This is a genomic window from Pseudomonas citrullilanati (assembly GCF_030580855.1).
Lineage (GTDB): Bacteria > Pseudomonadota > Gammaproteobacteria > Pseudomonadales > Pseudomonadaceae > Aquipseudomonas > Aquipseudomonas citrulli.
In genome coordinates this window covers 29,929-55,199 of record NZ_JAUQOP010000001.1, presented here as the reverse complement: position 1 = coordinate 55,199, position 25,271 = coordinate 29,929, and the positions used below count along the sequence as shown (strand labels likewise).

The window sequence follows — 25,271 nt, the reverse complement described above, 5'->3', positions numbered from 1 at the left end:
TACTGTCGCCCTTCATCACAAAAAACCGCTTCGGCTTGTCAATAGCGCTCGATTTCAATGCCTACTTTAACGTCTCAATGTTAAAAAAGAGACCGAGGATACTTGACTCCTCCGTGGAAGCTTTCAGCGCAGCAAAGAATCAAAAAATAAATCTGCCCCCTTTTTCCATTGGCATTTGACCAAGACCAACCTTTTTTTCATTTTTGCAGATGCATCAGTTAGTTAGCCACTACATAAACACCATTCAAATCTGCCTCTTTTTTTTCCATAGATCATTCAAAATAATTACCAACCTAGAATAAGCTAACAATTGCACTTCCAAAGCCAAAACCCTCTCAGGAACATGAATCTCCAAAGGAACTTTTACATCCACACTCTGACTCTCCGAGGCCTTTGAAAACACCTCCGCAGAGAGATGACTAACTATATTCAAAACATCAGAATAAAACACATCTACTCTCTCAGCTTTAAAATTTACAGTAAAACCTTTTTCGAAAAGCTTTAAGACACAACCCTCTAAGACAATTTCGTACACCCCTTGCCCCAACATAGGATCGTTAGCAAAAGAAGTATACGACCCATAACCAGACGAACTTAGACTCTCAAGATACCTATCAATTGGTTTTACATGGGTCATTTTTTAAGCTCCCTTAAGAAATTCTTAAGACCTTCCTTCGTAGCAGGAAAACTAAAAGAAAACCTCTCACCCACTTTCCCCGCACCTAATGCCGCGCCCTCTTCGGATGCATAATAACCCCTTAAGGTCACAGTCGTGCCGCCTTGAGACCTAGAGTACTCTAGGAGTTTTTTAAGCGGCCCGACTAATTCAGCAGCCCCGTCCGGACCATAGCCCATAAAACCTTTCGACGTACCAACAGCAAAATCGTCAAATATAACCTCACCAGCACTCAATGTCACTTTTGGAGAATATATAGTTCCGACCCCATTAGCAGCATCAAATGAAACTTTCCCGAGATCGGTTACGACAGACGGGGTTGCTTTCCCCCCCCACAAACCAAGCTTCCCTATAAAGGAGAGTAGCCCCAACCCTGCAGCCTCTGCAGCCATGAATTCGCCCCACGCTTTAACGAATTCGTTAGCAGGTAGAACGCCATCAAAACCTTGCCCCCGCGCGAGGTCTTGTTGCGCCTGTGCAATCTCCTCGGCAGTCGCACCGTTGCGTTGCATATATTCAGCAAGCGACGCTGCTGCCTGCCCATAGCCGTGATCACCCAAAAAGTTGTACTGCGTAGCATTTTTGGCAATCCAGCCGCCCTTATCCATCTTGCTGGCATCCGCATCCTCTTGCGCCGCTGCGGCCAAAACGCCAATAATTTGTGAGCTCATACTCAACAGATCTTCATTACCTTTAACCAGCGTGTTGAGATGCGTAACGAGCGCCTCGTTCGCCCCTGCTGCCAGGGCACCGGTTCTGAAATCTCCGCCAGTTGCTTCTGCCAGCAAACCTCCTACCATCGCGTGAACGGCGATCTTCGGCAAAGAACCGTCAGCTAGAACTCCTTTGGTGTAATCCCCAATAGCGTTGAAACTGGCCGCCGCCAGGGTATTGAACAACGCACCTTTCAATGCATCACTCGCGCTGCCCCCTTGCCCCAATGCCTTGCTTAAAAGCATGGACGTACCGTTCTGTAACGCCTGATTAGCGGCGAACTGACCGACTCCACTCCAAGTGCTCAAAGAGGGGGTAATGATCTTGCCCGTTACCGTATTAGTCGTGGTGCCAGTCCAGCCGTTGAAATATGCTGCCGTGAGCCCGGCAGTGGCCGCCGAGATGACATAACCTTTCATCGCATCCGAGGAGGTCACGTCCTTGAATACCGCGCCAAGATCGCCACGGTTATTGACGGTACTGACTGTTGCGTTCGTCGCCGCATTCGACGCAACAGCACCAACCATACCGCCTCCCACGCCTCCTCCAGCCATACCTGCCACGGCAGGCCCAACAAACGCGGCCATAAGGATCGCGATGATGATTTGAGAAGCAGGCCCCAGACCGGAATTGCTGTACTTGAAAGACTCGTGAATCTCCTTAACTTGGCGCCAATCCACATCACCGCGCGCTTCAGCCTGCTTCAACCAAGCCAATTGAGGATCGGCCTTTACCATTGCATCGATGGATTGACTAACAGTTTGCTGATCAACCTGTTTGATATCGATTGTCAGACCATTGACAGCATTAATTACGATATCGCCAGCAGCCTTCATTTGAGTTTGGCGGAAGGTTTCATCAGTGTTTCCTTTACCTTTTGATGAAACCCAAAAAGCGCTGTTGTTGGTCTTCTCGTGGCTCTCTTGGTGGAGATCTTTCACCCCTTCGAAGGTAACTGAACCGCCACTTTGTAACGTCAGGTCGTCACCGCTGGCCAGTTTGGCAACCTGATACCTCTGATCCCCGCCGCTGATCAGCACCAGATCGCCGCCGGTTGTTATCTCGCTTCCGACATGGGTGATTTTGGTGACTTCATCACGCTTGGTTTGCTTGCTACCCCAACTGCCCTTTTTCTTCTTGTCATACAGTGAGTAATCACTGTCTTGCGCAGCTAGTAGTTCAAGTTTTTCACCGGCTATCAGATAGGCTTCGTCGCCAGCAGCAACGCGGGACGAGATCAGTCTCATGTCCTTGCCAGCACTGAGGGAAACATCGCCGCCAGCAGTCAGCGTGCTGCCTACCTGCTTAACGTGATCTTCTTGTGTCGTAAGTTTTTTGGACTTGGAATAAGAGTGACTTTCGTCCGCCGCAGAGCTCAGCAGTATATTTTCGACGGCCGTCATGCCAATGTCGCGCTTGGCTTCGATCTGACTGCCGATCTCTGCAAGGTCCCGGCCAGCACGCACCGATAGGTCGCGGCCGATGTCGAGTGTGGATCCATATTGAGTGGTACTGGAACCTTGTTTCCCACCTAGATTCGAGCTGTTTCGCTGTTCAGCGGTAACGATATTGGCGTCGCGACCCGCATTGATGCTGGTGTCTCGTCCGCTCTCGAGCACGCCACCGTTGCTGATGAAATCACGCCCAGCATTAATACTCAGATCATTCGCAGCCTCGACGCGCGCAGCACTGTCGACGTATTCCCTGTGTAGATGCGTGTTGTCCCCAGTGGCGGCCATGGAACGCTCGATGATCACGTCACCTGCTGCTGCGAGTAGACTCACATCCCGCCCGGTAACAACGCCACCTGCTCTATTGACGAGATTATTGCCCGCCAACAGATCCAATCGATTACCCGCTTCGACCAGTCCACTGTTTACTATATCGTTGCCAGCCGTGGCACTAAGGTCCTTGGTCGCACGCAAAGTCCCGGCATTATTCAAATCCCGGCCGGCAATCAACTTGACATCCGCCCCTTGAATCAACGCCCCATTAGGCGCCAGGCGATTGTTGGCCTGGGCCATGTACAGCACCGGCACCAGGACTTTCTCGCCGTTCACCTCATGCTCTTCAAGCCAGACAATATCGTGGGTCAGCGCCGCGACCTGCTCCGACGTCAGCGTCACGCCCATCGACAAGCCGAGCTCTTGCTTGCTGGCGATGGCGTTGTTCATCAGGTACTTGAACATATCCTCGTTGGAGGTCTGGCCGTCGATGAAGCGCTGACCGGTGCGGGCGACGACGGCTTCCTGGAGCATCTTCTGCTCATAGAAACCATCGCCTAGACGCTTGGCACTGGCATCCGGGTTGTAGCCGAGCTTTTCCAACAGGTAGTCCGAACTCATGAATGGCTTGAGGTCGGTGAGCACCGGGTTGGTTTCGATCAGGTATTTCTGTGGGTTGGTTTTGAACGAGGTGTCCGGCAAGCCCTGAACCCGCGTGACGGTCTGGCTGGCCGTTGGCGTGGTGACCACATTCCCCGCCAGCGGGACGAGGTTGGTGGTTGGGGTCGGGCTGGCGCCATCGACATTGACGGCACCCACTTGGGTGACGATGACAGCGCCGCTGTTGTGGGCCGGCATTGGAGTTGAGTGGCCGCTTTCGACGGGCGCACTGACATTGAGGGCACTGGCGCTGACATTGCTGTCGGTGGTTTGACGAGTGGTCGTGGTCAGTTGTCGGTCGCTGGAGGCCACTGGGGCGCTCGCACCGATCTGCACGCTACGCGCCTGGGTATCCGGCAAGTCCTGCTGACGCTGGGCCGTGCTGATGGAGGCGCTGCTCATGTTCCAGCTTTGTGGCGCGGTATTAGCTTGGGTCGCTTGCTGGGCCGATCCCCCTTGGCCGCTCAAACGAAACAGGCCGTTTTGCCCCGTGGGTAGGCTGAAGCCCGGCAAGGTCAGTGGGTTGACCTGTTGTTGGGCGAGATTGGGTGGGAGCTGCCCATTGATCTGTATGACCGCCGGGGCCACCTGGCCGCCGAGTTGGGTGGAGCCTAATTTCGAGGCGCCGGGACTTAACGTGACACCTTCGCGAACGACGCTGTTGGTTAGGTTCTGGCTTGCATTGATGTGCACTGCGCCGCCGGCCTGTACCACCGCGTTTGCGAAAGTCGACGGGCCATCGTAGGTGATGGTGTTTTCAAAGAAGGCGGCGTTTTTAACAAAATTGGGGACTTCGGTCCGTACTCCGTCGCTGTAATGCGCGGGAGTAAAGCCGTAGTTTCCACCGTCATACTCCACCCATATTGACCCAAAGCGGATGTAACGCATTGCCTCGCCACCCGCACGACGGCCACCTATGCGGGACAGAGATTCAACCCCTTGGCTGTTCCATACATGCAAGTTCGGGCTGATGAAATCACCATTCAAATACCCGGCGGGACCCGAATCATAAGAAGGGTCATTGGCGGCGTTGTAATCCATGATCGCCCGCCACGCACTCAGGTTTTCGCCCGGGGCATTGAGCGAACGTCTTACGCTGTAATTCCCAACCGCCGCCCCCTGGTTAGTGAAGTTCTGCAGGTTCAACGTCAGGTCGCTGCCTGCGCTGATCGTGGAGGCGTTGTTCAGCAGCTCTCGCCCGTTACCGATAAAATTTCGACCTGCCGTCAAACTGGCGGAAGCAGAGTCCTGGACGATCTGCGACTGGTAGTTTTCCACCCAAACCAGATACCCGGGAAAATGGGGTTCAAAGCCATCAAACGACGAACACGAATAACACTGCACCCCAATCGCACCCGAAACCAACCCACCCGAAGCCTCGAACACATCCTTGCGGTTCTCGATATGATCGGCGGCCAGGGTCAAGTCACCGCCGCTTTCGATCGAAGCCGAGATATTGGCAATCGAAGCACTCCAGCCATTGCTGTCATCGCGGCTGATGCTGACGTTGCCAATGCCATAGACATCGGCATAACGGTTGGTGAAGTTGTTGACTCGCAGCGCCATGTCGGCGCCGCTGAAGATCAAACCATTCTGGTTCAGCAGGCTGGACGCAGCCAACCGAAGGTTGCCGGTGCTGCCCAGGGTTCCGAAGTTGTTGATTGAACCGGCGTTGACAACCATTTCGGAGGCGGACGTCATCCGCCCCTCGTTGTTGAGTAGCCCAGTGACACCGATCGTGGAGGTGCCGCCGCTGGCGACACTGCCTGCACTGCCCAGGCTCATCGAGGCCGCCATGAGTGCCAGGTCACCCCGGCTGCTATAGCGCCCATTACCGCTATAACTGCCGCTCAGAGTAAGACTGGCCGTACCATCACTGGCAACCAACCCCTCGTTGCTCCAATTCCCCCCGCTGCCCACCAGGCTGGTGGACGCCAGCAATTGCCCAGTACTCGTCTGGGTCAGGTTGTTGACATTGACCGTCAACCTTCCCGCCTGGATCACGCTGCTGTTGGTCCAACTGTCAGCCGTAAGCGTGAGCCCTCCGCGCGTCACGAGGCTGCCGCCTGCGTTGGTGATATTGGCCGTGGAGATATCGAAGGTGCCGCTGCCCACATGCAACAGCCTGCCGCCCTGGTTCTGGAAGCTCGCGGCATTGAGGGTCAGGTCACTGTTAGCACTCTCCAAAACCCCATTACGGTTATCAAACACCCCACCAATCTGGAAATCGGTCTTGCCCCCCGCCCCCAACGCCCGCAATTGCCCGGTCTGGTTATCAAGACGCGCCGCCTTGATCGCCAGGGTGCTGTCGCTCTCGATGATGCCCAGGCGGTTGTCCAGCACGCCGGTCAGGTTCAGGTCGATCTGGCTGCCGGCGATCTGGCCGTCGTTGTCGCCGCTGTTATCGAAGTCGTTGCCGGTGACGTTGACCTTGCCTTTGGCGTAGAGGCCGCCGTTGCGGTTGTCGACGTTGCGTGTGACGACGATGGCGTCGCCGCCCTGGGCCGAGACGCGCCCGCCGTAGTTATCCAGCCCGCCCAGGGCAGTCAGGTTCAGGCGCTGGGCCTGGGTGATGCCGCCCTGGCGGTTGTTGTTGAGGTCGTAGCCGTTTTTCAGCACGCCGGTCAGTTGGGTGCTGAGCAGGCCCTGGAGGCTGGCGAGGACGCCGCCGCGGTTGTCGAGGTCGCGGCCGATGAGGGTCACGTCACCGCTCTTGGCTTGGAGGCGGCCGCTCTGGTTGTCGATATTGCCCGCCACGGTGAGGTTGAGGGCGCCCTGGCTTTGCACCACGCCCTTGCCGTTGGAGACGCTGGCCGCATCGATCTGCACGCCGCTGTTCTGGCTGTAGATCAAGCCATCGGCGTCGTTCTGCAGCGCGCCGGTGGCGGTCAGGATGAGTTGGTCATTGGCGGCGACGGTGCCTTTGTTACGGTTGTCCAGGCCACCGGTGAGCAGGGTCAGCAGGCCTTGGCTGGCGATCTGGCCGCCCTGGTTGTCGGTTTGCGTGGCGCGTTCGAGCCGCAGCGGGCCGACGCTGGCGATCTTGCCTTGGGTGTTGGTCAGGGCGCCGAGCAGGTCCAGGGTCACGGCGGCATTGCCGATCAGGTTGCCGCCGCTGTTGTCGAGGCTGGTGCCGGTGAAGTTCAAGGCTTTTTGAGCGTTGACGGTGCCGCTCGCGTTGCCCAGGGTCATGGCGTTCATCACCAGCAGCGCGCCGCTGTCGATCAACCCACCTTGGGCGTTGTTCAGCAAGCCGGTGACGGTCAAGGTCTGGTCGGCACCGCTGGACAGGATCCCGCCGTTGCTGTTGTCCAGGCTGGCTGCGCTGACGGTGAGCTGTTGCTGGCCGACCAGCGCACCGGCGCCGCTGTTGAGCAGCGCACCGGTGAGTGCGACGCCGACGTCGCCATGGCGGCTGGAGAGCGTGCCGTTGTTGCGGTTGTCCAGGTTCGCGCCGCTGACCTGCAGCCCTTGCCAGCCGGAGATCAGGCCACCCTGGTTGACCAGGCTGGTGCCCTTGAGGCCCAGGTTCTGGCTGCTGATCAGTTTGCCGCCGCTGTTATCGAGTGTCCGGCCGCTGAGCTCGAAGCCCTGGCTGCTGGAGATTTCGCCGCCCTGGTTGTTCAGGTCGCGCAAGCCGTTGAGGGTCAGCGGGCCTTTGGCGGTGATCAGGCCGTTGCGGTTGCCCAGGTCATGGCCGCCCAGGGTCAGGGTGAGGGCTTGCTCGCCCAAGAGGCGCCCGCCATTCTGGGTCAGGGCCGCCAGGGTCAGGTTCAGGTCGCCCTTGGCCGAGACTTCGCCGCCGTTGCTGGAGTCCAGCGAATCGGCGCCGAGGGTGAGGTTGGCCTGGGCATTGATCAGGCCGTTGGCGCTGTTGTCCAGGGCCATGGCGTTGAGGACCAAAGCGCCACCCGCCAGCACACTGCCGCCCTGGTTGTTCAAATTGCCGCTGGTGAGGGCCAGCAACTGCGTGGCACTGATGAGACCTTGCGCCTGGTTATCCAGTTGTTGATCGATCGTCAGGACGAGGTTGCCGCGACTGGTGAGGGTGCCGCCGTTGTTGTTCACGCTCTGCGCACGGCCATCGATGGTGGCCGCACCGATCAGGCCCTTGACGTTGTTCAGCGCCTGGGCAATGCGCAGGGTCAGGCCCTGGTTGCTGAGCAGCCGGCCGCCGTTGTTGTTGAGGGTTTGCGCCGCGAGGGTGAACGCCTGTTGGCTGGACATTTCACCGCCCTGGTTGTTCACGCCGTTGAGGTTTTTCAGCAGCAGTGCGCCGGGGGCGTTGATCAGGCCATTCTGGTTGTCGAGCTGGCCGCTGTTCAGGTCCAGGCTCAACGACGTATTGCTGAACAGCGTGCCACCCTGCTGGTCCAGCCCGGAAACAGAAGCGGTCAACGCGCCTTGGCTGCCAATGCGGCCGCCGTCGCGGTTGGTGACCTGGGCCGCCTTGAGGTCCAGCGTGCCGCCACTGCTGAGGCGACCGTTCTGGCTGTTGTCGAACGCGCCGCTGGTGACGCTGACCGTGCCTTTGCCGCTGATGTTGCCCTGCTGCCGGTTGTCCAGCGCCTGGCTGGTGAGCCGCAATGCGCCGTCGGTGATCAGTTCGCCGCCCTGGTTGTCGAGACGCCCCAGGCTGTTCACGGTCAGGTCCGCGGCGCTGGACAGGCTGCCGCCAGCATTTATCAGGTTGGCGGCGCTGACAGTCAACGTGCCTTCGCTGCTGAGCTGGCCTTGGCTGTTGGTCAGGTCGCCACTGAGGTCGACGCGCTGGTTCTGTTGGCTGACCAGGTAACCGCCGCTGTTGTCCAGGGAAGCGCCATCGAGGCTCAACTGAGTCTTGGCACTGAGCAGGCCTTTGTTGCGGTTGAGCAGTTTGTCCACGGTCAGCTTCAGCGCTTGCCCGGCGAACACCTGGCCGCCGTCGCTGTTGTCGAGGCTCTGGCTGACCAGCGTGACGTCAGCATTGCCCGACAATTCACCGCCTCGGTTGTCGAGGTCGTCGACGTCGAGGTCTAGCGCTTTTGTCGCGCCGATCAAACCGGCCTGGCGGTTGTCGAGGCTGGCCGCTTTCAACGTCAGGTCGGTGGTGCTGACCAGCGTGCCTTGACGGTTATCCAAGGTGTCGACGGTGACGTCGAGCCCGGCCTTACCGGCGACGCTGGCGCTGCGGTTGTCCAGGCGGCCAGCGACCACGGACAGCGCGCCGTCAGCCACCAGCGAACCGCGCTGGTTGTCGAGTGAAGTGTCGACATGCACATCGAGCCGATCGCGGCTGCTGATCAGGCCGTCACGGTTATCCAGGCTGTCGCTGCGACTGTCCACCGATGCAGCGGAGATGACCCCTTTGGCGTTGGTCAACGCCTGCACCGTCCGCAGGGTCAAGCCTTGTTGGCTGATCAGCTTGCCGCTGCTGTTGTCGAGGTTTTGCGCCGCCAGGGTGAACGCCTGCTGGCTGGACATTTCACCGCCCTGGTTGTTGACGCCCTTGAGGTTGCTCAGCAGCAACAGGCCCGTGGCATTGATCAAACCGCCCTGGTTATTCAATTGGCCCTGGTTCAGGTCCAGGCTCAGGCGGGTGTTGCTGAACAGCTCCCCTTGTTGCTGGTCCAGCCCGGTGACCGACGCGGTCAAGGCCTGGCTGCTGGCAATCCGGCCAGCGGCATTGGTCACCTGCGCGGCCGTCAGCTTGAGCGTGTCGCTGGTGATCAGGCGTCCGCCCTGACTGTTATCGAAGGCGCCGGTGCTGACCTGGGTCGCGGCGCTGCCCGAGATCAGGCCTTTGTGGCGGTTGTCCAGCTCGGCGCTTTGCAGGGTCAGGGTGGCATCGGTATTGATGGAACCGCCCTGGTTGATCAACAAGCCCGTGGTGACGAGCGACAACGCACCGGCACTGCCCAGGTTGCCGGCGGTGTTGTCGAGGCTGCCCGCCTTGACCTCCAGCTCACCTTCGCTGTTGATCAGGCCCTGGTTATTCGCCAGTGCGTGATCGAGCGTAATCACCAGGCCCTTGAGGCTGTCAAGCGTGCCGCCGGTATTGTCCAGGGTGCTGCCGATCAGCGTCATGCGGCCTTGGGCGTGGACCAGACCCTTGCTCTGGTTGATGAGCTGGGCCACTGTCAATTCCAGGTCCGTGCTGGCGATGAGTTTGCCGCCGTCGCTGTTGTCCAGCCGTTGGCCGTCGATCTTCAAGCCCAGGCCTGCGGACACTTCGCCTGCGCGGTTGTCGATCTCTCCGACCTGCACGTCCAGCGCCTTCGTGGTGCCGACCAGTCCGCCCTTGCGGTTATCCAGCGTGTTGCCAGTCAGGCTCAAGTTGCCTTGGGCCACCAGCGCACCGCCCTGCTGTTGCAGGGTGCCGATCACGGCGGTGAGATCGCCCTGGCTGGAGACGCGACCCAGGCCGTTCTGGACTTCGCCGGCCTTCAGGGTCAGCGGGCCGGCGCTCGTCAGCAGGCCGCCGCTGTTGTCCAGCCGCACGCCTGCGTAGTCGACACGGGCCTTGCCGGTGATGATGCCGTTGCTGCGGTTGTCCAGTTGCGCGACCTGCAACTGCAGCGCCTTGTCGGCGCGGACGCTGCCGCCACGGTTGTCGAGCGAATCGCTGCGCAAGGTCAGCAGATCCTTGCCGGTCAGGCGCCCCGCTCGGTTGTCGAGGCGACCGGTTTGCAAGTCGAGCGCGCCTTTGGCCGTCACCTCGCCCTGGTCCTGGTTGTCCAACAGGCCGCTGATACGCGCACTCAAGGTGCCGTCGCTGACCAGCTGCCCGCCATTGCTGTTGTTCAGGCTGGCCGATTCAATATCCACGGCCTTGCCCGAGCCGAGCACGCCGTTGCGGTTGTCCAGCGCGCCGCCAAGGCGGACAGTCAGGGCGTTGTCGCCCAAGACCTGGCCATTGCCGTTGTCCAGTGCCATGGCGTTGAGCCGGGTCAGGCCCGCGCTGGACAGCTCGCCGTCAAGGTTGGTCAGCGTGCCATCGATGCTCACGGCCAAGTCGGCGTTGCTGCCCAGGGTGCCGCCGCTGTTATCCAGGTTGGCGGCGCGCACGTTGAGGCCCTTGGCCGAGATCAGGCCCTTGGCGTTGTTCAGGGCCTGGGCGATGACCAGGTCGAGGCTCTGCTTGCTGGCGATCAAGCCGGCGCTGTTGTCCAGGCTCGTGGCGTTCACGCTGAAGGCCTGGTCGCTGGATATCTCGCCGTTGCGGTTGCTCACGGCTGCCAGGTTTTTCAGCAGCAGGTTGCCCGGGGCACTGATCAATCCGCCCTGGTTGTTCAACTGCCCGTGGTTGAGATCGAGGGAAAGGCGGGTGTTGCTGACCAACTGGCCGTTCTGTTGCTCCAGGCCGCTGACGCTGGCGTCCAGGGCCTTGGCACTGGCGATACGGCCAGCGGCGTTATTCACCTGCCCCGCCTTCAACAGCAGCGTGTCACTGCTGATCAGGCTGCCGCCGACGTTGCTGAGCGCCCCCGCGCTGTCGAGGTCCAGCGCACCGATGCTGGAGAGCTGACCTGCGTCGTTGTTCATCTGCGCCGCTTTGACAGTGGCGGCGGCGTCGCTTTTCACACTGCCCTGGGCATTGAGCAATTGCCCGCGCAGCCCCAGGTTCAGCCCCTGCCGGGCATACAGCGATCCCTGGCGGTTATCCAGTTGCCCCGCGTCGATGGTCAAGGCCGCCCGCGTGGAGATCGACCCCTTGGCCTGGTTGGTCAAGCGGTCGAGGGTCAGGCCCAGGTCACCATAGGCAATCAGCTTGCCTCTGTCGCTGTTGTCCAGTGCCGTGCCGGTCAACGCCAGGGCCCCCTGGCTCGACACTTCGCCGCCTCGGTTATCCAGATTGCCTAGTTTCAAGGTGGCGGCCTGGACCGTGGTGACGACGCCACCTTGCCGGTTGTCCAGGCTCGCCGCGTCGAGGGTCAGCAGCCCGGCCGACGACAGCAAGCCGGCCTGGTTGAGCAATTGCGTCGAGAGGCGGGCGGTGAGCGCACCGTCACTGAGCAAGCGACCTGCGGTGTTATCCAGCGATGCGGCCGCCAATTGCGCGCCTTTGCTGGCGGTGAGGCGCCCGCCCTGGTTGTTCACCCGGCCACTGGCGTTGATGTCCAGCACCTGACCGGCGGCCACCAGCCCCGCCACGTTATCCAGGGACGCCACGCGCAACGTGACGTTGCTCAAGCTGTTGAGTTCGCCGTTGCTGTTGTTCAGTTGCCCGACGTTGGCCGTGAGGTTGCCATTGCCGCTGACCAGGCCCTGGGCATTGATGAGCTTGTTGGCGGTGACATCCAGGGTGCCGCTGCTCAACAGCCGCCCCTTGTTCTGGTTGTCCAGGGTCCCGGCGTTCAGCGTGCCGGCTTGCCCGGCGCTCAAGGTCCCGCCCTGGTTGTTCAACGTCTGCGCGACGCTGGTCGTCAGGTTGCGGCTGGCGATCACGCTGGCGCTGTTGCTGAGGTTTTGCGCCGTGAGGCTCACATCGCCTGTTGCATTACGGGTGTTATCCCCATTGACCCCGGCCTCGATGATGCCGCTGTTGGTCAGTTGCCCATCCGCCTTCAGGGTGATGCTGTCCCGCGCCGCGAGGGTCCGTTGGTTGTTCAGGTTGCCTTGGGTCTGCACGTTCAGTGCGCTGCCGGCATAGACCGCGCCCTGCACATCGGCGCTGGCGGCCTTGACGTTGACCGCCCCGGTGGCCGACGCATCGGCCAGGCTCAGGTGCCCATTGGCATCGAGTTGAATATCACCGCCGCTGGCAATCAATTTGCCGTCCAGCTTCACGCCGACGCCGGCTTCGGTGCCCACCAGCTTGATCGCCCCCGCGTACATCCCGCCCAGGGCCGAGGAATCGATCGCCAGTTGCGGCTTGGCGCTGCCGTCATCGGCGCGGGCGGTGGCGTCGAGGGTGGCGGCGTTGACGTCGTTGCGCCCGGCGACGATGGCCAGGTTTTTCGCCTGGATCTCGGCATTGATCTTGGCGCTGCGGGTGATGATCTCGAAACGGTCGACGTTGGTGGCGTTGAGGCCGGCACCTTCAACGGTCACGCTGCCCTGGTCCACTTGATAACGGTCCAGTTGGCCGTTTTCCACCACCGGCTTACCCGTGCTCAAGGTCACTTGCGGGCTATTGATGAAACCACAACCGTTGCAGGTGATGCCGTAGGGGTTGGCAACGATGACCCGGGCCGACTGCCCCGCCACCTCGGTGTAGCCGCGCAACTGGCTGGGGTTACCGCCGTTGACTTCATTGAGGATGGTCGTGGCCGCGGTGCCCGTGAGGTTCGGGTTGCCCAGGATGATCCCGCCCAACTGCGTGGATTGGGTCCGGGCGGTGGCGTTGTTGAGGATCACGCCGTTGCTGCCGACGTTGTAGTCGCTGAACTGGTTGTGCGACAGGCCATTGCCGTTGGGCCTGGCGATGTTGACGATCGGCACGCCATTGCCTGCCCGGTCCAGGCCAGTGCCCGGCGCACTGACGGCAATCCCGTCGGCCTGGGCCCACATCGGTTGCCAGAACATGACGTTCGCCAACAAAAATGCCAAGCCGCGCTTGGGCATGCCGCAGAACCGTTCACGGGTTTGCAGGGCAGCGGAAGGTTGGCGGGCCAGGAAGGCGTATTGGCGATCGTCCATGTTCAAGTCTCGTTGCAGCTAAAAATTAAAGAAGTACATCCAGGCGGAAATAGATCGGCGCTTCGCGCTCGGTCAGGGGATCCGGCCGTTCAAGGGAATGGGCGAAGGTGACGCTGGCGGTGAGGTGCTGCCCGCGGGCGAACATCTCCACCGAGTTGCTCGACATGCGCCCGTGCTGGTCACCGTTATAGCGATCGCCGCGGATCACGCCCTGGTCATAACCGAGGCTGGCGCCGTATTCGGCGAACACCGGGCGCAACCAGGCCTGTGAGACGGGGCGGCTCCAGCGCAGGTCGTTGCGCCAGTAGCCACCGCTGTCACCGGACAACGACTGGTCCTTGTAGCCACGAATCGACGACTGCCCGCCCAGGCTCATGCGCTGCGGGCTGAACAGCACGTCTTCGCTGCGTTGGCCGGTCATCAGGCTGCTGAAACTGAACGACTCGTCCCACAGCTTGAACGGCATCAGGTAGCTGGCGGTGGCGGTGTATTTGCGATAGCGAGCGTCGGCCTGGCCGGGACCCGGGCTGTTGTTGTCCTGGGCATCGAAGGCGCCGATGCCCTGCTGCATGCCCAGGTCCAGGTTGACGAAGGCACTGCCGATCCGACGGCCGTGGTTGATACCGAACTGCGCTTCGCTCAGGCGATTGCTGCTGACCGCGAGCTTGCTGTCCTCGATGAAGTTGTTGCTGCGCAGGTAGGCCAGGCCGGTGTTGAGTGACGTCTTGCTCAGCGCATCGCGATGGATCACGCGCTCGACGCGCAACTGGTGGTTCTGGCTGTCGCCGGTCTGCTTGAAGTTGAAGCCATTGGCCGCGATCTGCGAGCGGTATTCGCTCTGGCTGTAGGTGTAGCTGACGTTCCACCAGCCAAACGGCAGGTTGTAATAAAGCATCGCGTTGTTGGAAGTGTGCTGGTGGTCGGTCATGGCGTCGTGGCCACCGCGCAACATCAATTGGTCGGCCAGCCCCAGCGGGCTGTCCCATTCAAAGCTGCTGCCCCACTGCTGCTCGCCGGTGCTGCGCTGGCCGTCGTTGCTGCGCGACAGGCCGGCACGCCAGGGTTTCTGCGGGTCATTGGTGACGCGCACTTCACTGCCGCCGACGTTCTGGCCGGGGGTCAGTTCCATTTTTGCCTGGTTCGACGGCAGGCGATTGAGCTGGTCGACCATCTGCTCGATCTCGCGCAGGTTGACCAAGTCGCCGCTTTTTCCCGGAAACGCCATCGCCAGTTCACGCTCCGACAGCCGGCTGTCCTCGGCGCCTTTCAGGCTTTCGAGCCGCCCTTCCACCACCAGCACGCTCAAGTGCCCGCCCGACAGATCCTGCTGCGGCAGGTAGGCACGGCTGGTGACGAGGCCTTTCTCGATATAGTAGTCGGTGATGACCTTGAGCAGTTCGTTGAGCTGGGGCACGCCCAGGCATTGACCGATGTAGGGCTTGAGCAGACGTTCACGCTCGCTGGCGGAAAGGCTGTCGGCGCCCTTGAGTTCGACGGTCTTGATGGGGAAACAACGGGTGTCGGCAGGCGCTGTCGGCTGGGCCGGTTTCGCTTCCTGGCCCGGCAGGTCCTTGAGCTCTTCCAGCCGACGCTGCTGCTCCTCAAGCAGGCGGTTCTGGCGCTCACGGATCAGGTCGGTTTCACCGGGCGTGGGGGCGGCGTTAGCGTCGGTCAGCGGAGAAAGGCACAGCAAAGCCAGGCACAACCTCGCCCAATGGGCGGGTGAGGACATGTTCGATCCCTCGAAAAGTGACATCAAAATAGTGGCGCGATATTAGAGAGCCATCATTTTGGCGTCAATTAACTATTCCTCCAGGACCGAAAAAATTTCGAACCGTTGATCGCCAACCTGACGGCACGGGTTTGAGCCTCCATCAGTGAACTTTCATCCCCAGATCGACCTCAACCCCTTACCCGCCCAACAAGGAATACGAGGCCCGCCCCATGAAGACCCTCCTGAAATTCACCCTCGCCGCCACCCTCGCCTGCGCCCTGCCCGCCTGGGCCTGCACGCCCGAGGAAGCCACGGCCAAGCGCGAACAACTGGCCCAGGAAGTGACCAAGCTCACCCAGCAGAACCCGGCCAAGGCCAAGGAAATCAATGATGAGCTGCAGGCCATGGACCTGGAGACCGCCAGCAAGGACCTGCCGGACAAGTGCCAGTTGATTGATAAGCGCTTGGAAGAGTTGAAGAACGCGGAAAAGAAAGCCGGGTAATCAGCCAAAACCGAGCACCACCCGCTTTTGTGGCGAGGGGATTTGTGGGAGCAAGGCTTGCCCGCGATGAAAGCGATGCGGTTTTCAGAAATCGAGGCGTCTGTGTCGCGAGCAAGCTTTGCTCCCACAAATCCCCCATAAAAAAACCGGACCCAAGGTCCGGTTTTTTTATGCGGCGCTACTGCCCATTCACTCCGCGGCCGGTGCCTCCGGCTTGCGGCGCTTGAGCGGGGCCATGCCGTCCTTGCTGACCAGCGACGGCGCGTCGGCTTTCGGGCGGTTGGCGGTCTTGCGCTTGGTCGGGGACTTGGCGGCGGTTTTCTTCTTGTCGCCCTTGCCGTCGACCTTTTTCTTCTTCACGCCCACGGCCTTGCCCGAGGCCTTGACCTTTTTCGGACCGCTGTAGGTGCCCTTGACTTCCTTGATGGTGCGGCGCTCGAAGCTCTGCTTGAGGTAGCGCTCGATGCTCGACATCAGGTTCCAGTCGCCGTGGCAGATCAGCGAGATCGCCAGGCCATCGTTGCCGGCACGGCCGGTGCGGCCGATGCGGTGAACGTATTCGTCGCCGCTGCGCGGCATGTCGAAGTTGATGACCATGTCCAGGCCGTCCACGTCCAGGCCGCGGGCGGCGACATCGGTGGCGACGAGGATCTTCACGCCGCCCTGCTTGAGACGGTCGATGGCCAGCTTGCGGTCCTTCTGGTCTTTCTCGCCGTGCAGCACGAACGCCTTGTACTCCTGGGCCACCAGGCGACCGTAGATGCGGTCGGCCATGGCCCGGGTGTTGGTGAACACAATGGCTTTTTCGTAGGTTTCGTTGGCCAACAACCAGTTCACGATCTGTTCTTTGTGCTGGTTGTGGTCGGCGGTGATGATCTGCTGGCGAGTGGTGGAATTCAGCTGGCTGACCGCGTTGAGCTGCAAATGCTCCGGGTTATTCAGCACCTTGGCGACCATCTCGCGCAGGCCCGAGCCGCCCGTGGTGGCGGAGAACAGCATGGTCTGCTGGCGATTGGCGCATTCGTCCACCAGGCGTTGCACGTCTTCGGCAAAGCCCATGTCCAGCATGCGGTCGGCTTCGTCCAGCACCAGCACTTCGACTTCCTTGAGGTCAAGGTTGCCGGCGTTCAGTTGCTCGATCATTCGCCCCGGGGTGCCGATCAGGATGTCCGGCACCTTGCGCAGCATGGCGGCCTGGACCTTGAAGTCTTCGCCGCCGGTGATCAGGCCGGACTTGATGAAGGTGAATTGCGAGAAGCGTTCCACTTCCTTCAGGGTCTGCTGGGCCAGTTCACGGGTCGGCAGCAGGATCAGGGTCTTGATGCTGACGCGGACCTTGGCCGGGCCGATCAGGCGGTTGAGAATCGGCAGCACGAACGCGGCGGTCTTGCCGCTGCCGGTCTGCGCCGTCACCCGCAGGTCACGCCCTTGGAGCGCGAGCGGGATAGCCGCTGCCTGCACGGGCGTTGGCTCGACAAATTTAAGCTCGGCCACGGCTTTGAGCAGGCGTTCGTGCAGGGCGAATTCGGAAAACACGGGTGCTACCTCGAAGAAATGCAAAAAAACAGCTGCATAGGGTAACGGTTTCGAGCGCGAAGGCCGAGTTTCTTTGTGCAAACGCCGACAATAAGCGGTTTTTTTTCGCCGGTTCCTCCCGCAACGGTTACCTGGACCGCCTTAAATGCTCTAATCGCGCCATTGCGTCTTTATAGAAGAACCGTTTCGTTCATGGATATCAAACAACTCTGGGTCCACCTTCAAGACCTCTGGGGTGCCCTGGACCAGCACCCGCTCCTGCATTCCGGCCTCGGCCTGGTGTTGCTGCTGGTGATTGCGCTGGTGCTCGGGCGCGTGGCCCGTTACCTGGTCCTGCACGCGGCCAAGCTGCTGGGGCGCCAGCCGGCCCTGCACTGGGTCAACGACCTGCGCCAGAACAAGGTCTTCCATCGCCTGGCGCAGACGACGCCGTCGCTGATCATCCAGTTCGGCCTGCACCTGGTGCCGGAATTGAGCAAGGCCAGCCTGGTGTTCCTCGGCAATGTCGCCACGGCCTTCACCATCCTGTTCATGGTGCTGGCCCTCAGTGCGTTGCTCAGCGCCCTGCTGGATGTCTACGCCCGCACCGAGCACGCGCGCACCCGCTCGATCAAAGGCTACGTGCAACTGACGAAGATGGTGCTGTATGTATTCGCCGCGATCATCATCGTCGCCACCCTGATCGACCGCTCGCCACTGTTGCTGCTATCGGGCCTGGGTGCGATGTCGGCGGTGATCCTGTTGGTCTACAAGGACACCTTGCTGTCGTTCGTCGCCAGCGTGCAACTGACCAGCAACGACATGCTGCGGGTCGGCGACTGGATCGAGATGCCCCAGGTCGGCGCCGACGGTGACGTGGTGGACATCACCTTGCATACGGTCAAAGTGCAGAACTTCGACAAGACCATCGTCTCGATCCCCACTTGGCGCCTGATGTCCGAGTCGTTCAAGAACTGGCGCGGCATGCAGCAATCCGGCGGGCGGCGGATCAAGCGCAGCCTGTTCATCGACGCCAGCGGCGTGCGCTTCCTGCATGACGAGGAAGAACAGCGCCTGACCCAGGTTCGCCTGCTGACCGACTACATCAGCCGCAAGCAGGCCGAACTCAAGGCCTGGAACGAAGCCCAGGGCAATGTCGCGGCGATGTCGGCGAACCGTCGGCGCATGACCAACCTGGGCACGTTCCGCGCCTATGCCCTGGCGTACCTGAAAAGCCACGCCGAGATCCAGCCGAACATGACCTGCATGGTCCGCCAGTTGCAGACCACGGCCCAGGGCATCCCGTTGGAAATCTACTGCTTCACCCGCACCACCGTGTGGGCCGACTATGAACGTATCCAGGGGGACATCTTCGATTACCTGCTGGCGGTGATGCCGGAGTTCGGGTTGAACCTGTACCAGCAGCCCAGCGGCACGGACTTGCGCTCGGGCTTGCTGCCGGCGGTGCTGGGGGCGAGTCATCTGCCGGAGCCGCAGAAGCAGCTGGTCTAAAGCCAACCCCATTCCCCTGTGGGAGCGAGCTTGCTCGCGATAGCGGAGTATCAGTCGGCATCTATGTTTCTGACACACCGCTATCGCGAGCAAGCTCGCTCCCACAGAAGAGATACGCGAGCCGAAAACAGGAAAACCCCGGCGGGGACGAGCACGCTCGACTCCCACCAGGGTTGTGTCCCGCCGCCGGGTTACTTGACCTGGCGTTGCGGCGCCTTGTGCACCATGGTGTAGGCGTAGTCCACGCCCATGCCGTAGGCGCCGCTGTGTTCCAGTACCAGCTCCATGACCGCCTCGTAGGTGTCCTTGTGTGCCCAGTCGCGCTGGTATTCCAGCAGCACTTGTTGCCAGGTCACCGGCACCGCGCCTGCCTGAATCATCCGCTGTACCGACATGTCGTGGGCTTCTTTGCTGGTGCCGCCGGAAGCATCGGTGACGATGTACACCTCGTAGCCTTCGGCCAGTGCTTCCAGTGCCGGGAAGGTCAGGCAAACCTCGGTCCACAGCGCCGCGATGACCAGTTTCTTGCGCCCGGTGGCCTTGACCGCGTCCACCAGCGCCTTGTCTTCCCAGGAGTTCATCGAGGTGCGCTCGATCGGTTTCTGGTCCGGGTGGACCGCCAGCAACTCAGGCCAGATATAGCCGCTGAAGCTCTCGGTTTCGACCGAGGTGTAGATCGTCGGCACGTTGAAGATCTTCGCCGCCTTGGCCAGGCCGACGGTGTTGTTCTTCAGGGTCTGGCGGTCGATCGACTGCACGCCGAAGGCCATTTGTGGCTGGTGGTCGATCAGGATCAGCGCGGAGTTGGTTGGGTTCAGCAGTTCGCGGATAGACATGACGTGTTCCTTTTTAATGTCGTTAATTCAATGAGTTAGGTAAGTCTTCGTGGCCTTCGTCAGTGTTGTCGTCGGCATGGGTGCTACTTTAGGGGCTGGCACCTTTAGGGACAATTACCTAAAATCGAGAATCATTGATTCCAAATAAGGGACAGTCATGGATCGCATCGAATGCATGCGCGCGTTCGTCGTCACGGTCGGCGAGAACGGCTTCGCCGCCGCCGCACGGGCCATGGACGTACCGAGGTCGAAAGTCAGCAAGCAGATCCAGGCGCTGGAGGAAGCGATCGGTGTGCAATTGTTGCAGCGCACCACCCGCAGCCTGCATCTCACCGAGGCCGGGGCGGAGTATTTCGAAGCGGCGCGGGAGGTGCTGGCCGCCCTGGACGAAGCCGAGCAGCGGGCCCGGGACGGGATCGGTGAGTTGCGGGGGGTGTTGCGGGTCAATGCGCCGATGTCGTTCGGCCTGCGACGGCTGGGCAAGCTGATCCCGCTGTTCCATGAACGGCACCCGAACATCGAACTGCAAGTGGTGCTCAGCGACCAGCAGGTCGACCCAGTGCGCGGCGGCTTCGACGTCACCATCCGCATTGCCAGCATGCCCGACTCGACCATGATCGCCCGGCAACTGGCGCCGGCACCGCGAATCATGGTGGCGGCCCCCGCGTACCTGGCGCGGGCGGGCGTGCCGCAGGTTCCCCAGGACCTGCGCACCCACCAGTGCCTCAACTACGGCTACCTGCAAAGTGGCGTGAGCCTGCAACTGTGCAATGGCAAGGAGACGCAACGGGTCAACGTCACCGGCCCGTTGCACGTCAACAACGGCGACTTGCTGGCCCAGGCCGCCGAGGCCGGCATGGGCATTGCGCTGTTGCCGGACTTCATCGTCGAGGACGCCCTGGCCGCCGGGCGGCTGGTGCCGGTGCTGTGCGAGTGGCAGGCGCCGGCGATCAGCATCAACGCGGTGTATTCGTCGGCCCGGCGCCTGCCGCAGAAGACCCGGGCCTTCGTCGAGTTCCTGGTGGAGCAGTTGGCGACTAGACCACCGGCGCCCGGCGCAGGCCCAGGCTACTGATCCACACCGCTACCAGGATGACAGCGCCGCCCAGCAGCAACCGGCCCAGTTCCTCGTGCTGGTTCCAGATCAGCAGGTTCAGCAACAGCCCCACCGGCACGTGCAGGTTGTTCATCACCGCCAGCGTGCCGCCGTTGACCAGGCAGCCCCCTTTGTTCCACCAGTACAGGCCCAACGCGGTGGACACCAGGCCGAGGAACAGCAACACGCCCCATTGCAGCGGCGCTTCGGGCCAGAAGTCGGCCTTGCCGAACAGCAGGAACGCCGGCAACGCCACCGCCAGTGCGCCGAGGTAGAAGTAGCCGAACCGCCGGTAGTGCGGCAGGTCGCTGGGATGACGCGCCACCAGGTGCTTGTACAGCACCTGCCCGGCCGCGTAGGTGAAGTTGGCCAGTTGCAGCAGCAGGAAACCCATGAAGAAATCCGGGTTGATCCGGTCGTAGCGAATCACCGCCGCGCCGGCCACGGCCACCAGCGCCGCGATCAGCGCCCAGGGGTTGAAGCGGCGGTTCAGCGCGTCTTCGATCAAGGTCACGTGCAGCGGCGTCAGGATGGTGAACAGCAGCACCTCAGGTACCGTCAGCACCCGGAAGCTCAGGTACAGGCAGACGTAGGTCACGCCGAACTGCAAGGCCCCGATCACCAGCATGCCACGCATGAACGACGGCTCGACCTGGCGCCAGCGCGTCAACGGAATGAACACCAGCCCCGCCAGCAACACCCGCACCAGCACCGCGAAATAACTGTCCACGTGCCCGGCCAGGTATTCGCCGATCAGGCTGAAGGAAAACGCCTGGATCAGCGTCACAAAAAGTAGATAGCCCATACCGCCCCTCATGTCGAATGGCGGCGAAGATAGCGGTTTTGCGCAATGGCGTCAGCCCAGCCAACACATCTGCAAACTGACCCACCGCTATCGCGAGCAAGCTCGCTCCCACAGGGATTGTGGTGATGACGCAGGTTTGGGGTCTGGCCCCGATCCTGGTGGGAGCGAGCTTGCTCGCGATGGCGTCAGCCCAGCCAGCCCATCTACCAACTGACCCACCACTATCGCGAGCAAGCTCGCACACACGAAAATCACAGGCAAAAAAAAGCCCGATCTCGCTAAAGCGTTCAATCGGGCTACTGCACTCAGGAGCAACAAGTGCAAAGGGAGGTTCGATGCGCAAAACGGTTTGAAGGGAAGCGCCAGGTCACTAGACCACCTGGCGATTACCCGAGGATTAACGGATCAGGCGACCTGGGACAGCTGGGCTTTGGCCTGGTTCAGCCCCTTCTCCTGGAAGTCGCCCCCCAGGTTCAGGCCTTCGGCGTGGATGAAGGTCACGTCGTGGATGCCGATGAAACCCATGACCTGGCGCAGGTAGGGTTCCTGGTGGTCCGTGCTGCCGCCGGCGTGGATGCCGCCGCGGGCGGTCAGGACGAAGGCGCGTTTGCCGGCCAGCAGGCCTTGTGGGCCGGTGGGGGTGTACTTGAATGTCACGCCGGCCCGCAGCACATGGTCGAGCCAGGCTTTCAAGGTGCTCGGAATCGTAAAGTTATACATCGGTGCCGCCATCACCAGCACATCGGCGGCCAGCAGCTCATCGGTCAATTGATCCGAACGCTCCAGCGAAGCGTTCTCGCTGTCGTTGCGCTGTTCGGCGGGCTTCATCCAGCCACCCAGCAGGTTGGCGTCAAGGTGCGGCACCGGGTTGACGGCCAGGTCGCGGACCTTGATTTCATCGACCGGGTGCGCGGCTTTCCACTGGTTGATGAACGTCTGGGTCAGTTGACGGGAAACCGAGTCTTGCTGGCGGGCACTGCTTTCGATGATCAGGACGCGGGACATGGGTTGTAGGCTCCATCTGAGAATGTTGTCAGTCGATGGAGTGAAGATTAAACATGAGCATATCGATGAAAAAGCGCAAATAACTGCTATATAGCATCGATAAATTCGTTTATAAGCGGAGCACGCACTTGGGCCCTGCTCCGCCATCGGCTATTTCGGCTGGCAGGTGAGCACGATGCGCAGCTTGATGATGTTGCGATTGAACTTGGCCGTGGCGTTCTTGAACTTGCCGGCGGCGACGTCGAGCTTGCGGGTGCGCGGCGCTTCGGGGCCGTTACGGAACACCACGGTGCAGGCCGCGTCGACGTTGCCGTAGTTGTTGACCTGGATCGAGCCGATGTCGGCATCGGTGTCGTAGGCGTTGTAGTCGATGCTCAGGCCGTTGAGGTGCTTCTCCACATCGATCGGGTACGCAAACGCGGTCAGCGGCAGCAAGGCCAGCACCACACAACAGATTTTTTTCATTCGGCAGTCTCCACCCAGGGATCGCCAGCTTAGGACAAGAGGAGCTCAATATGAAAGCGCCCCGCGTGACCCTCGATCAATGGCGAACGTTGCAGGCCGTGGTGGACCACGGCGGTTTCGCCCAGGCCGCTGAGGTGTTGCATCGCTCCCAGTCATCGGTCAGCTACACCGTGGCCCGCATGCAGGATCAACTCGGCGTACCGCTGCTGCGAATCGACGGGCGCAAAGCCGTGCTGACCGAGGCCGGCGGCGTGTTGCTGCGTCGTTCGCGGCAACTGGTGAAACAGGCGAGCCAACTGGAAGACCTGGCCCACCACATGGAGCAGGGCTGGGAAGCCGAAGTGCGGCTGGTGGTCGACGCGGCCTACCCCTCGGCGCGCCTGGTGCGGGCGTTGACGGCGTTCATGCCGCAAAGCCGCGGCTGCCGGGTCCGGTTGCGCGAAGAGGTGCTGTCGGGGGTCGAGGAAGTGCTGCTCGAAGGCGTGGCCGACCTGGCGATCAGCAGCTTCAGCATTCCCGGCTACCTCGGCGCGGAGTTGAGCGACGTGGAGTTCGTCGCGGTGGCCCACCCTGAACATGCCCTGCACCGGCTCAACCGCGAACTGAGCTTCCAGGACCTGGAGAGCCAGCTGCAAGTGGTGATCCGCGACTCCGGACGCCAGCAACCGCGGGACGTCGGCTGGCTCGGCGCCGAGCAGCGCTGGACCGTCGGCAGCCTCGCCACCGCCGCCACGTTCGTCGGCAGCGGCCTGGGCTTCGCCTGGTTGCCCCGGCACATGATCGAGCGCGAACTCAAGGAAGGCACGCTCAAACGTCTTCCCTTGGACCAGGGGGGCAGCCGCAACCCGAGTTTCTACCTGTATTCGAACAAGGAAAAACCCCTGGGCCCGGCGACGCAGATCCTCGTCGAACTGCTGCGCACCTTCGACACCGCGCCGCTGGATGCGCCGTTCGCCGCCCCCGAACAAGCCTGACAAGGATTTCACCCGTGGCCTATTTCGAACACCAAGGTTGCAACCTGCACTACGAGGAATACGGCCACGGCACGCCCTTGCTGCTGGTCCATGGCCTGGGCTCCAGCACCCGCGACTGGGAAAGGCAGATCCCGGTGTTGTCCGCCCGCTATCGCCTGGTGGTGCTCGATGTACGTGGCCACGGGCGTTCCGACAAGCCGCGCGAGCGCTACAGCATCCCGAGCTTCAGCGCCGACGTGGTCGCCCTGGTGGAGCACCTCGGCCTCGGCCCGGTGCACCTGGTGGGTTGGTCCATGGGCGGCATGATCGGCTTCCAGCTGGCGCTGGACCGACCCGACCTCGTCAGGAGCCTGTGCATCGTCAACAGCGCGCCCGAGGTCAAGGTCCGCACGCCGGATGATGGCTGGCAATGGTTCAAGCGCTGGAGCCTGATGCGCCTGCTCAGCCTGGAGACCATTGGCAAGGCCCTGGGCGCCAAGTTGTTCCCCAAGCCCGAGCAGGCCGAGTTACGCCTGGAAATGGCTCGACGCTGGGCAATGAACGATAAACGTGCTTATCTCGCCAGCTTCGACGCCATCGTCGGGTGGGGCGTCCAGGAACGACTGCCGCGGATCGCCTGTCCAACCCTCGTCATCTGCGCCGACCACGACTACACCCCAGTGGCGCTGAAAGAAGCCTATGTGAAGCGGCTGCCGAATGCGCGACTGGCGGTCATCGCCGATTCACGGCACGCTACCCCGCTGGATCAACCCGAACGCTTCAATCAGACCCTGCTCGACTTTTTGACCGCAACCGACTCTACCACTCAGGATCATTGACCCCATGCTGAAAAAAATCGCCCTCGCCGCCAGCACCGTACTGTTTGCCGCCAACCTGATGGCCGCGCAGCCGACCAAAGCGCCACATGTGCTGCTGGACACCACCAATGGCCAGATCGAAATCGAACTGGACCCGGTCAAGGCCCCCATCAGTACCAAGAACTTCCTCGAGTACGTGGACAGCGGTTTCTACAACAACACGATTTTCCACCGCGTGATCCCTGGCTTCATGGCCCAGGGCGGCGGTTTCACCCAACAGATGCAGCAGAAAGACACCAAGGCGCCGATCGAGAACGAAGCCAGCAATGGCCTGCATAACGTACGCGGCACCTTGTCGATGGCCCGCACCTCCAACCCGGATTCGGCCACCAGCCAATTCTTCATCAACGTCGCCGACAACGCCTTCCTCGACCCGGGTCGTGATGCCGGCTACGCGGTGTTCGCCAAAGTGGTCAAGGGCATGGACGTGGTGGACATCATCGTCAATTCCCAGACCACCACCAAGCAAGGCATGCAAAACGTGCCAATCGACCCTGTGATCATCAAGTCGGCCAAGCGCATCGACTGAAGAGGCACATGGCAAGCCTGGGCGACGACGGCGATCCCGCGCCGCCCACAGCAAAAAAGGAGAGC

The 25,271-nt window shown here is 61.3% G+C and carries 14 protein-coding genes; 6 read left to right on the top strand and 8 right to left on the bottom strand.

Features of this window, described 5'->3' with window-relative positions; translation table 11 throughout:
* Positions 1–244: 244 nt before the first annotated feature.
* Genes Q6A48_RS00185 through Q6A48_RS00175 form a run of 3 tightly spaced genes read right to left on the bottom strand, consistent with a single transcriptional unit; the run spans position 245 to position 15,127 of the window.
* The gene (locus Q6A48_RS00185) at positions 245–637 is read right to left on the bottom strand and encodes a hypothetical protein (protein WP_304550955.1); all 393 of its coding nucleotides are present in this window, start codon (positions 635–637) and stop codon (positions 245–247) included.
* Positions 634–13,395 carry a two-partner secretion domain-containing protein gene (locus Q6A48_RS00180; RefSeq protein ID WP_304550953.1) on the bottom strand — a complete coding sequence of 4,254 codons (12,762 nt, stop codon included), beginning with the start codon at positions 13,393–13,395 and terminating at the stop codon, positions 634–636. Before Q6A48_RS00180 ends, Q6A48_RS00185 begins: the two co-directional genes overlap by 4 nt.
* Before the next feature lie 25 nt (positions 13,396–13,420).
* Positions 13,421–15,127, bottom strand: a complete 1,707-nt coding sequence (locus tag Q6A48_RS00175) for a ShlB/FhaC/HecB family hemolysin secretion/activation protein (RefSeq protein ID WP_304550952.1) — start codon at positions 15,125–15,127, stop codon at positions 13,421–13,423.
* Between the two features lie 212 nt (positions 15,128–15,339).
* On the opposite strand from Q6A48_RS00175, the gene Q6A48_RS00170 reads away from it, so the two are divergent.
* Positions 15,340–15,612 (top strand): hypothetical protein, encoded by a 273-nt coding sequence (locus tag Q6A48_RS00170; protein WP_304550950.1) that lies wholly within the window; start codon positions 15,340–15,342, stop codon positions 15,610–15,612.
* A gap of 189 nt (positions 15,613–15,801) precedes the next feature.
* Here the strand turns inward: Q6A48_RS00170 and Q6A48_RS00165 are convergent, their stop codons facing one another.
* Positions 15,802–17,148 carry a DEAD/DEAH box helicase gene (locus tag Q6A48_RS00165; protein WP_304550948.1) on the bottom strand — a complete coding sequence of 449 codons (1,347 nt, stop codon included), beginning with the start codon at positions 17,146–17,148 and terminating at the stop codon, positions 15,802–15,804.
* Positions 17,149–17,340: 192 nt separating this feature from the next.
* Here Q6A48_RS00165 and Q6A48_RS00160 point away from each other — a divergent pair, with 192 nt between their 5' ends.
* Positions 17,341–18,639: a mechanosensitive ion channel family protein gene (locus Q6A48_RS00160; RefSeq protein WP_304550946.1), complete on the top strand. Its 1,299-nt coding sequence runs from the start codon at positions 17,341–17,343 to the stop codon at positions 18,637–18,639.
* A gap of 191 nt (positions 18,640–18,830) precedes the next feature.
* Here Q6A48_RS00160 and Q6A48_RS00155 read toward each other — a convergent pair whose 3' ends face one another.
* A complete protein-coding gene (locus tag Q6A48_RS00155) occupies positions 18,831–19,475 on the bottom strand; it encodes a hydrolase (RefSeq protein WP_304550945.1) in 645 nt (214 codons plus the stop codon).
* Positions 19,476–19,632: 157 nt separating this feature from the next.
* Here Q6A48_RS00155 and Q6A48_RS00150 point away from each other — a divergent pair, with 157 nt between their 5' ends.
* A complete protein-coding gene (locus Q6A48_RS00150; protein WP_304550943.1) occupies positions 19,633–20,550 on the top strand; it encodes a LysR family transcriptional regulator in 918 nt (305 codons plus the stop codon).
* Here the strand turns inward: Q6A48_RS00150 and Q6A48_RS00145 are convergent.
* The 3 genes from Q6A48_RS00145 to Q6A48_RS00135 all read right to left on the bottom strand — a co-directional run bounded on the left by Q6A48_RS00145 (position 20,513) and on the right by Q6A48_RS00135 (position 22,846).
* Positions 20,513–21,376: a carboxylate/amino acid/amine transporter gene (locus Q6A48_RS00145; RefSeq protein WP_304550942.1), complete on the bottom strand. Its 864-nt coding sequence runs from the start codon at positions 21,374–21,376 to the stop codon at positions 20,513–20,515. The genes Q6A48_RS00150 and Q6A48_RS00145 overlap by 38 nt on opposite strands.
* A gap of 405 nt (positions 21,377–21,781) precedes the next feature.
* Positions 21,782–22,381 carry an FMN-dependent NADH-azoreductase gene (locus Q6A48_RS00140; protein ID WP_304550940.1) on the bottom strand — a complete coding sequence of 200 codons (600 nt, stop codon included), beginning with the start codon at positions 22,379–22,381 and terminating at the stop codon, positions 21,782–21,784.
* 150 nt (positions 22,382–22,531) lie between these two features.
* A complete protein-coding gene (locus Q6A48_RS00135) occupies positions 22,532–22,846 on the bottom strand; it encodes a 3-phosphoglycerate kinase (RefSeq protein ID WP_304550939.1) in 315 nt (104 codons plus the stop codon).
* A gap of 50 nt (positions 22,847–22,896) precedes the next feature.
* On the opposite strand from Q6A48_RS00135, the gene Q6A48_RS00130 reads away from it, so the two are divergent.
* Genes Q6A48_RS00130 through Q6A48_RS00120 form a run of 3 tightly spaced genes read left to right on the top strand, consistent with a single transcriptional unit; the run spans position 22,897 to position 25,206 of the window.
* On the top strand, positions 22,897–23,820 hold the full coding sequence (locus Q6A48_RS00130) for a PA3225 family LysR-type transcriptional regulator (RefSeq protein ID WP_304550938.1): 924 nt from the start codon (positions 22,897–22,899) through the stop codon (positions 23,818–23,820).
* A gap of 14 nt (positions 23,821–23,834) precedes the next feature.
* Complete coding sequence (locus tag Q6A48_RS00125; protein ID WP_304550936.1) at positions 23,835–24,638, top strand: alpha/beta fold hydrolase; 804 nt, start codon at positions 23,835–23,837, stop codon at positions 24,636–24,638.
* Positions 24,639–24,642: 4 nt separating this feature from the next.
* Positions 24,643–25,206 (top strand): peptidylprolyl isomerase, encoded by a 564-nt coding sequence (locus Q6A48_RS00120; protein WP_304550934.1) that lies wholly within the window; start codon positions 24,643–24,645, stop codon positions 25,204–25,206.
* Positions 25,207–25,271 lie beyond the last annotated feature (65 nt).

Bases quoted from the DNA above. Each gene is read 5' to 3' on its own strand.
- Q6A48_RS00185 (WP_304550955.1), bottom strand. From the start codon at position 637: ATGACCCATGTAAAACCAATTGATAGGTATCTTGAGAGTCTAAGTTCG.
- Q6A48_RS00180 (WP_304550953.1), bottom strand. From the start codon at position 13,395: ATGGACGATCGCCAATACGCCTTCCTGGCCCGCCAACCTTCCGCTGCC.
- Q6A48_RS00175 (WP_304550952.1), bottom strand. From the start codon at position 15,127: ATGTCCTCACCCGCCCATTGGGCGAGGTTGTGCCTGGCTTTGCTGTGC.
- Q6A48_RS00170 (WP_304550950.1), top strand. From the start codon at position 15,340: ATGAAGACCCTCCTGAAATTCACCCTCGCCGCCACCCTCGCCTGCGCC.
- Q6A48_RS00160 (WP_304550946.1), top strand. From the start codon at position 17,341: ATGGATATCAAACAACTCTGGGTCCACCTTCAAGACCTCTGGGGTGCC.
- Q6A48_RS00155 (WP_304550945.1), bottom strand. From the start codon at position 19,475: ATGTCTATCCGCGAACTGCTGAACCCAACCAACTCCGCGCTGATCCTG.
- Q6A48_RS00150 (WP_304550943.1), top strand. From the start codon at position 19,633: ATGGATCGCATCGAATGCATGCGCGCGTTCGTCGTCACGGTCGGCGAG.
- Q6A48_RS00145 (WP_304550942.1), bottom strand. From the start codon at position 21,376: ATGGGCTATCTACTTTTTGTGACGCTGATCCAGGCGTTTTCCTTCAGC.
- Q6A48_RS00140 (WP_304550940.1), bottom strand. From the start codon at position 22,381: ATGTCCCGCGTCCTGATCATCGAAAGCAGTGCCCGCCAGCAAGACTCG.
- Q6A48_RS00135 (WP_304550939.1), bottom strand. From the start codon at position 22,846: ATGAAAAAAATCTGTTGTGTGGTGCTGGCCTTGCTGCCGCTGACCGCG.
- Q6A48_RS00130 (WP_304550938.1), top strand. From the start codon at position 22,897: ATGAAAGCGCCCCGCGTGACCCTCGATCAATGGCGAACGTTGCAGGCC.
- Q6A48_RS00120 (WP_304550934.1), top strand. From the start codon at position 24,643: ATGCTGAAAAAAATCGCCCTCGCCGCCAGCACCGTACTGTTTGCCGCC.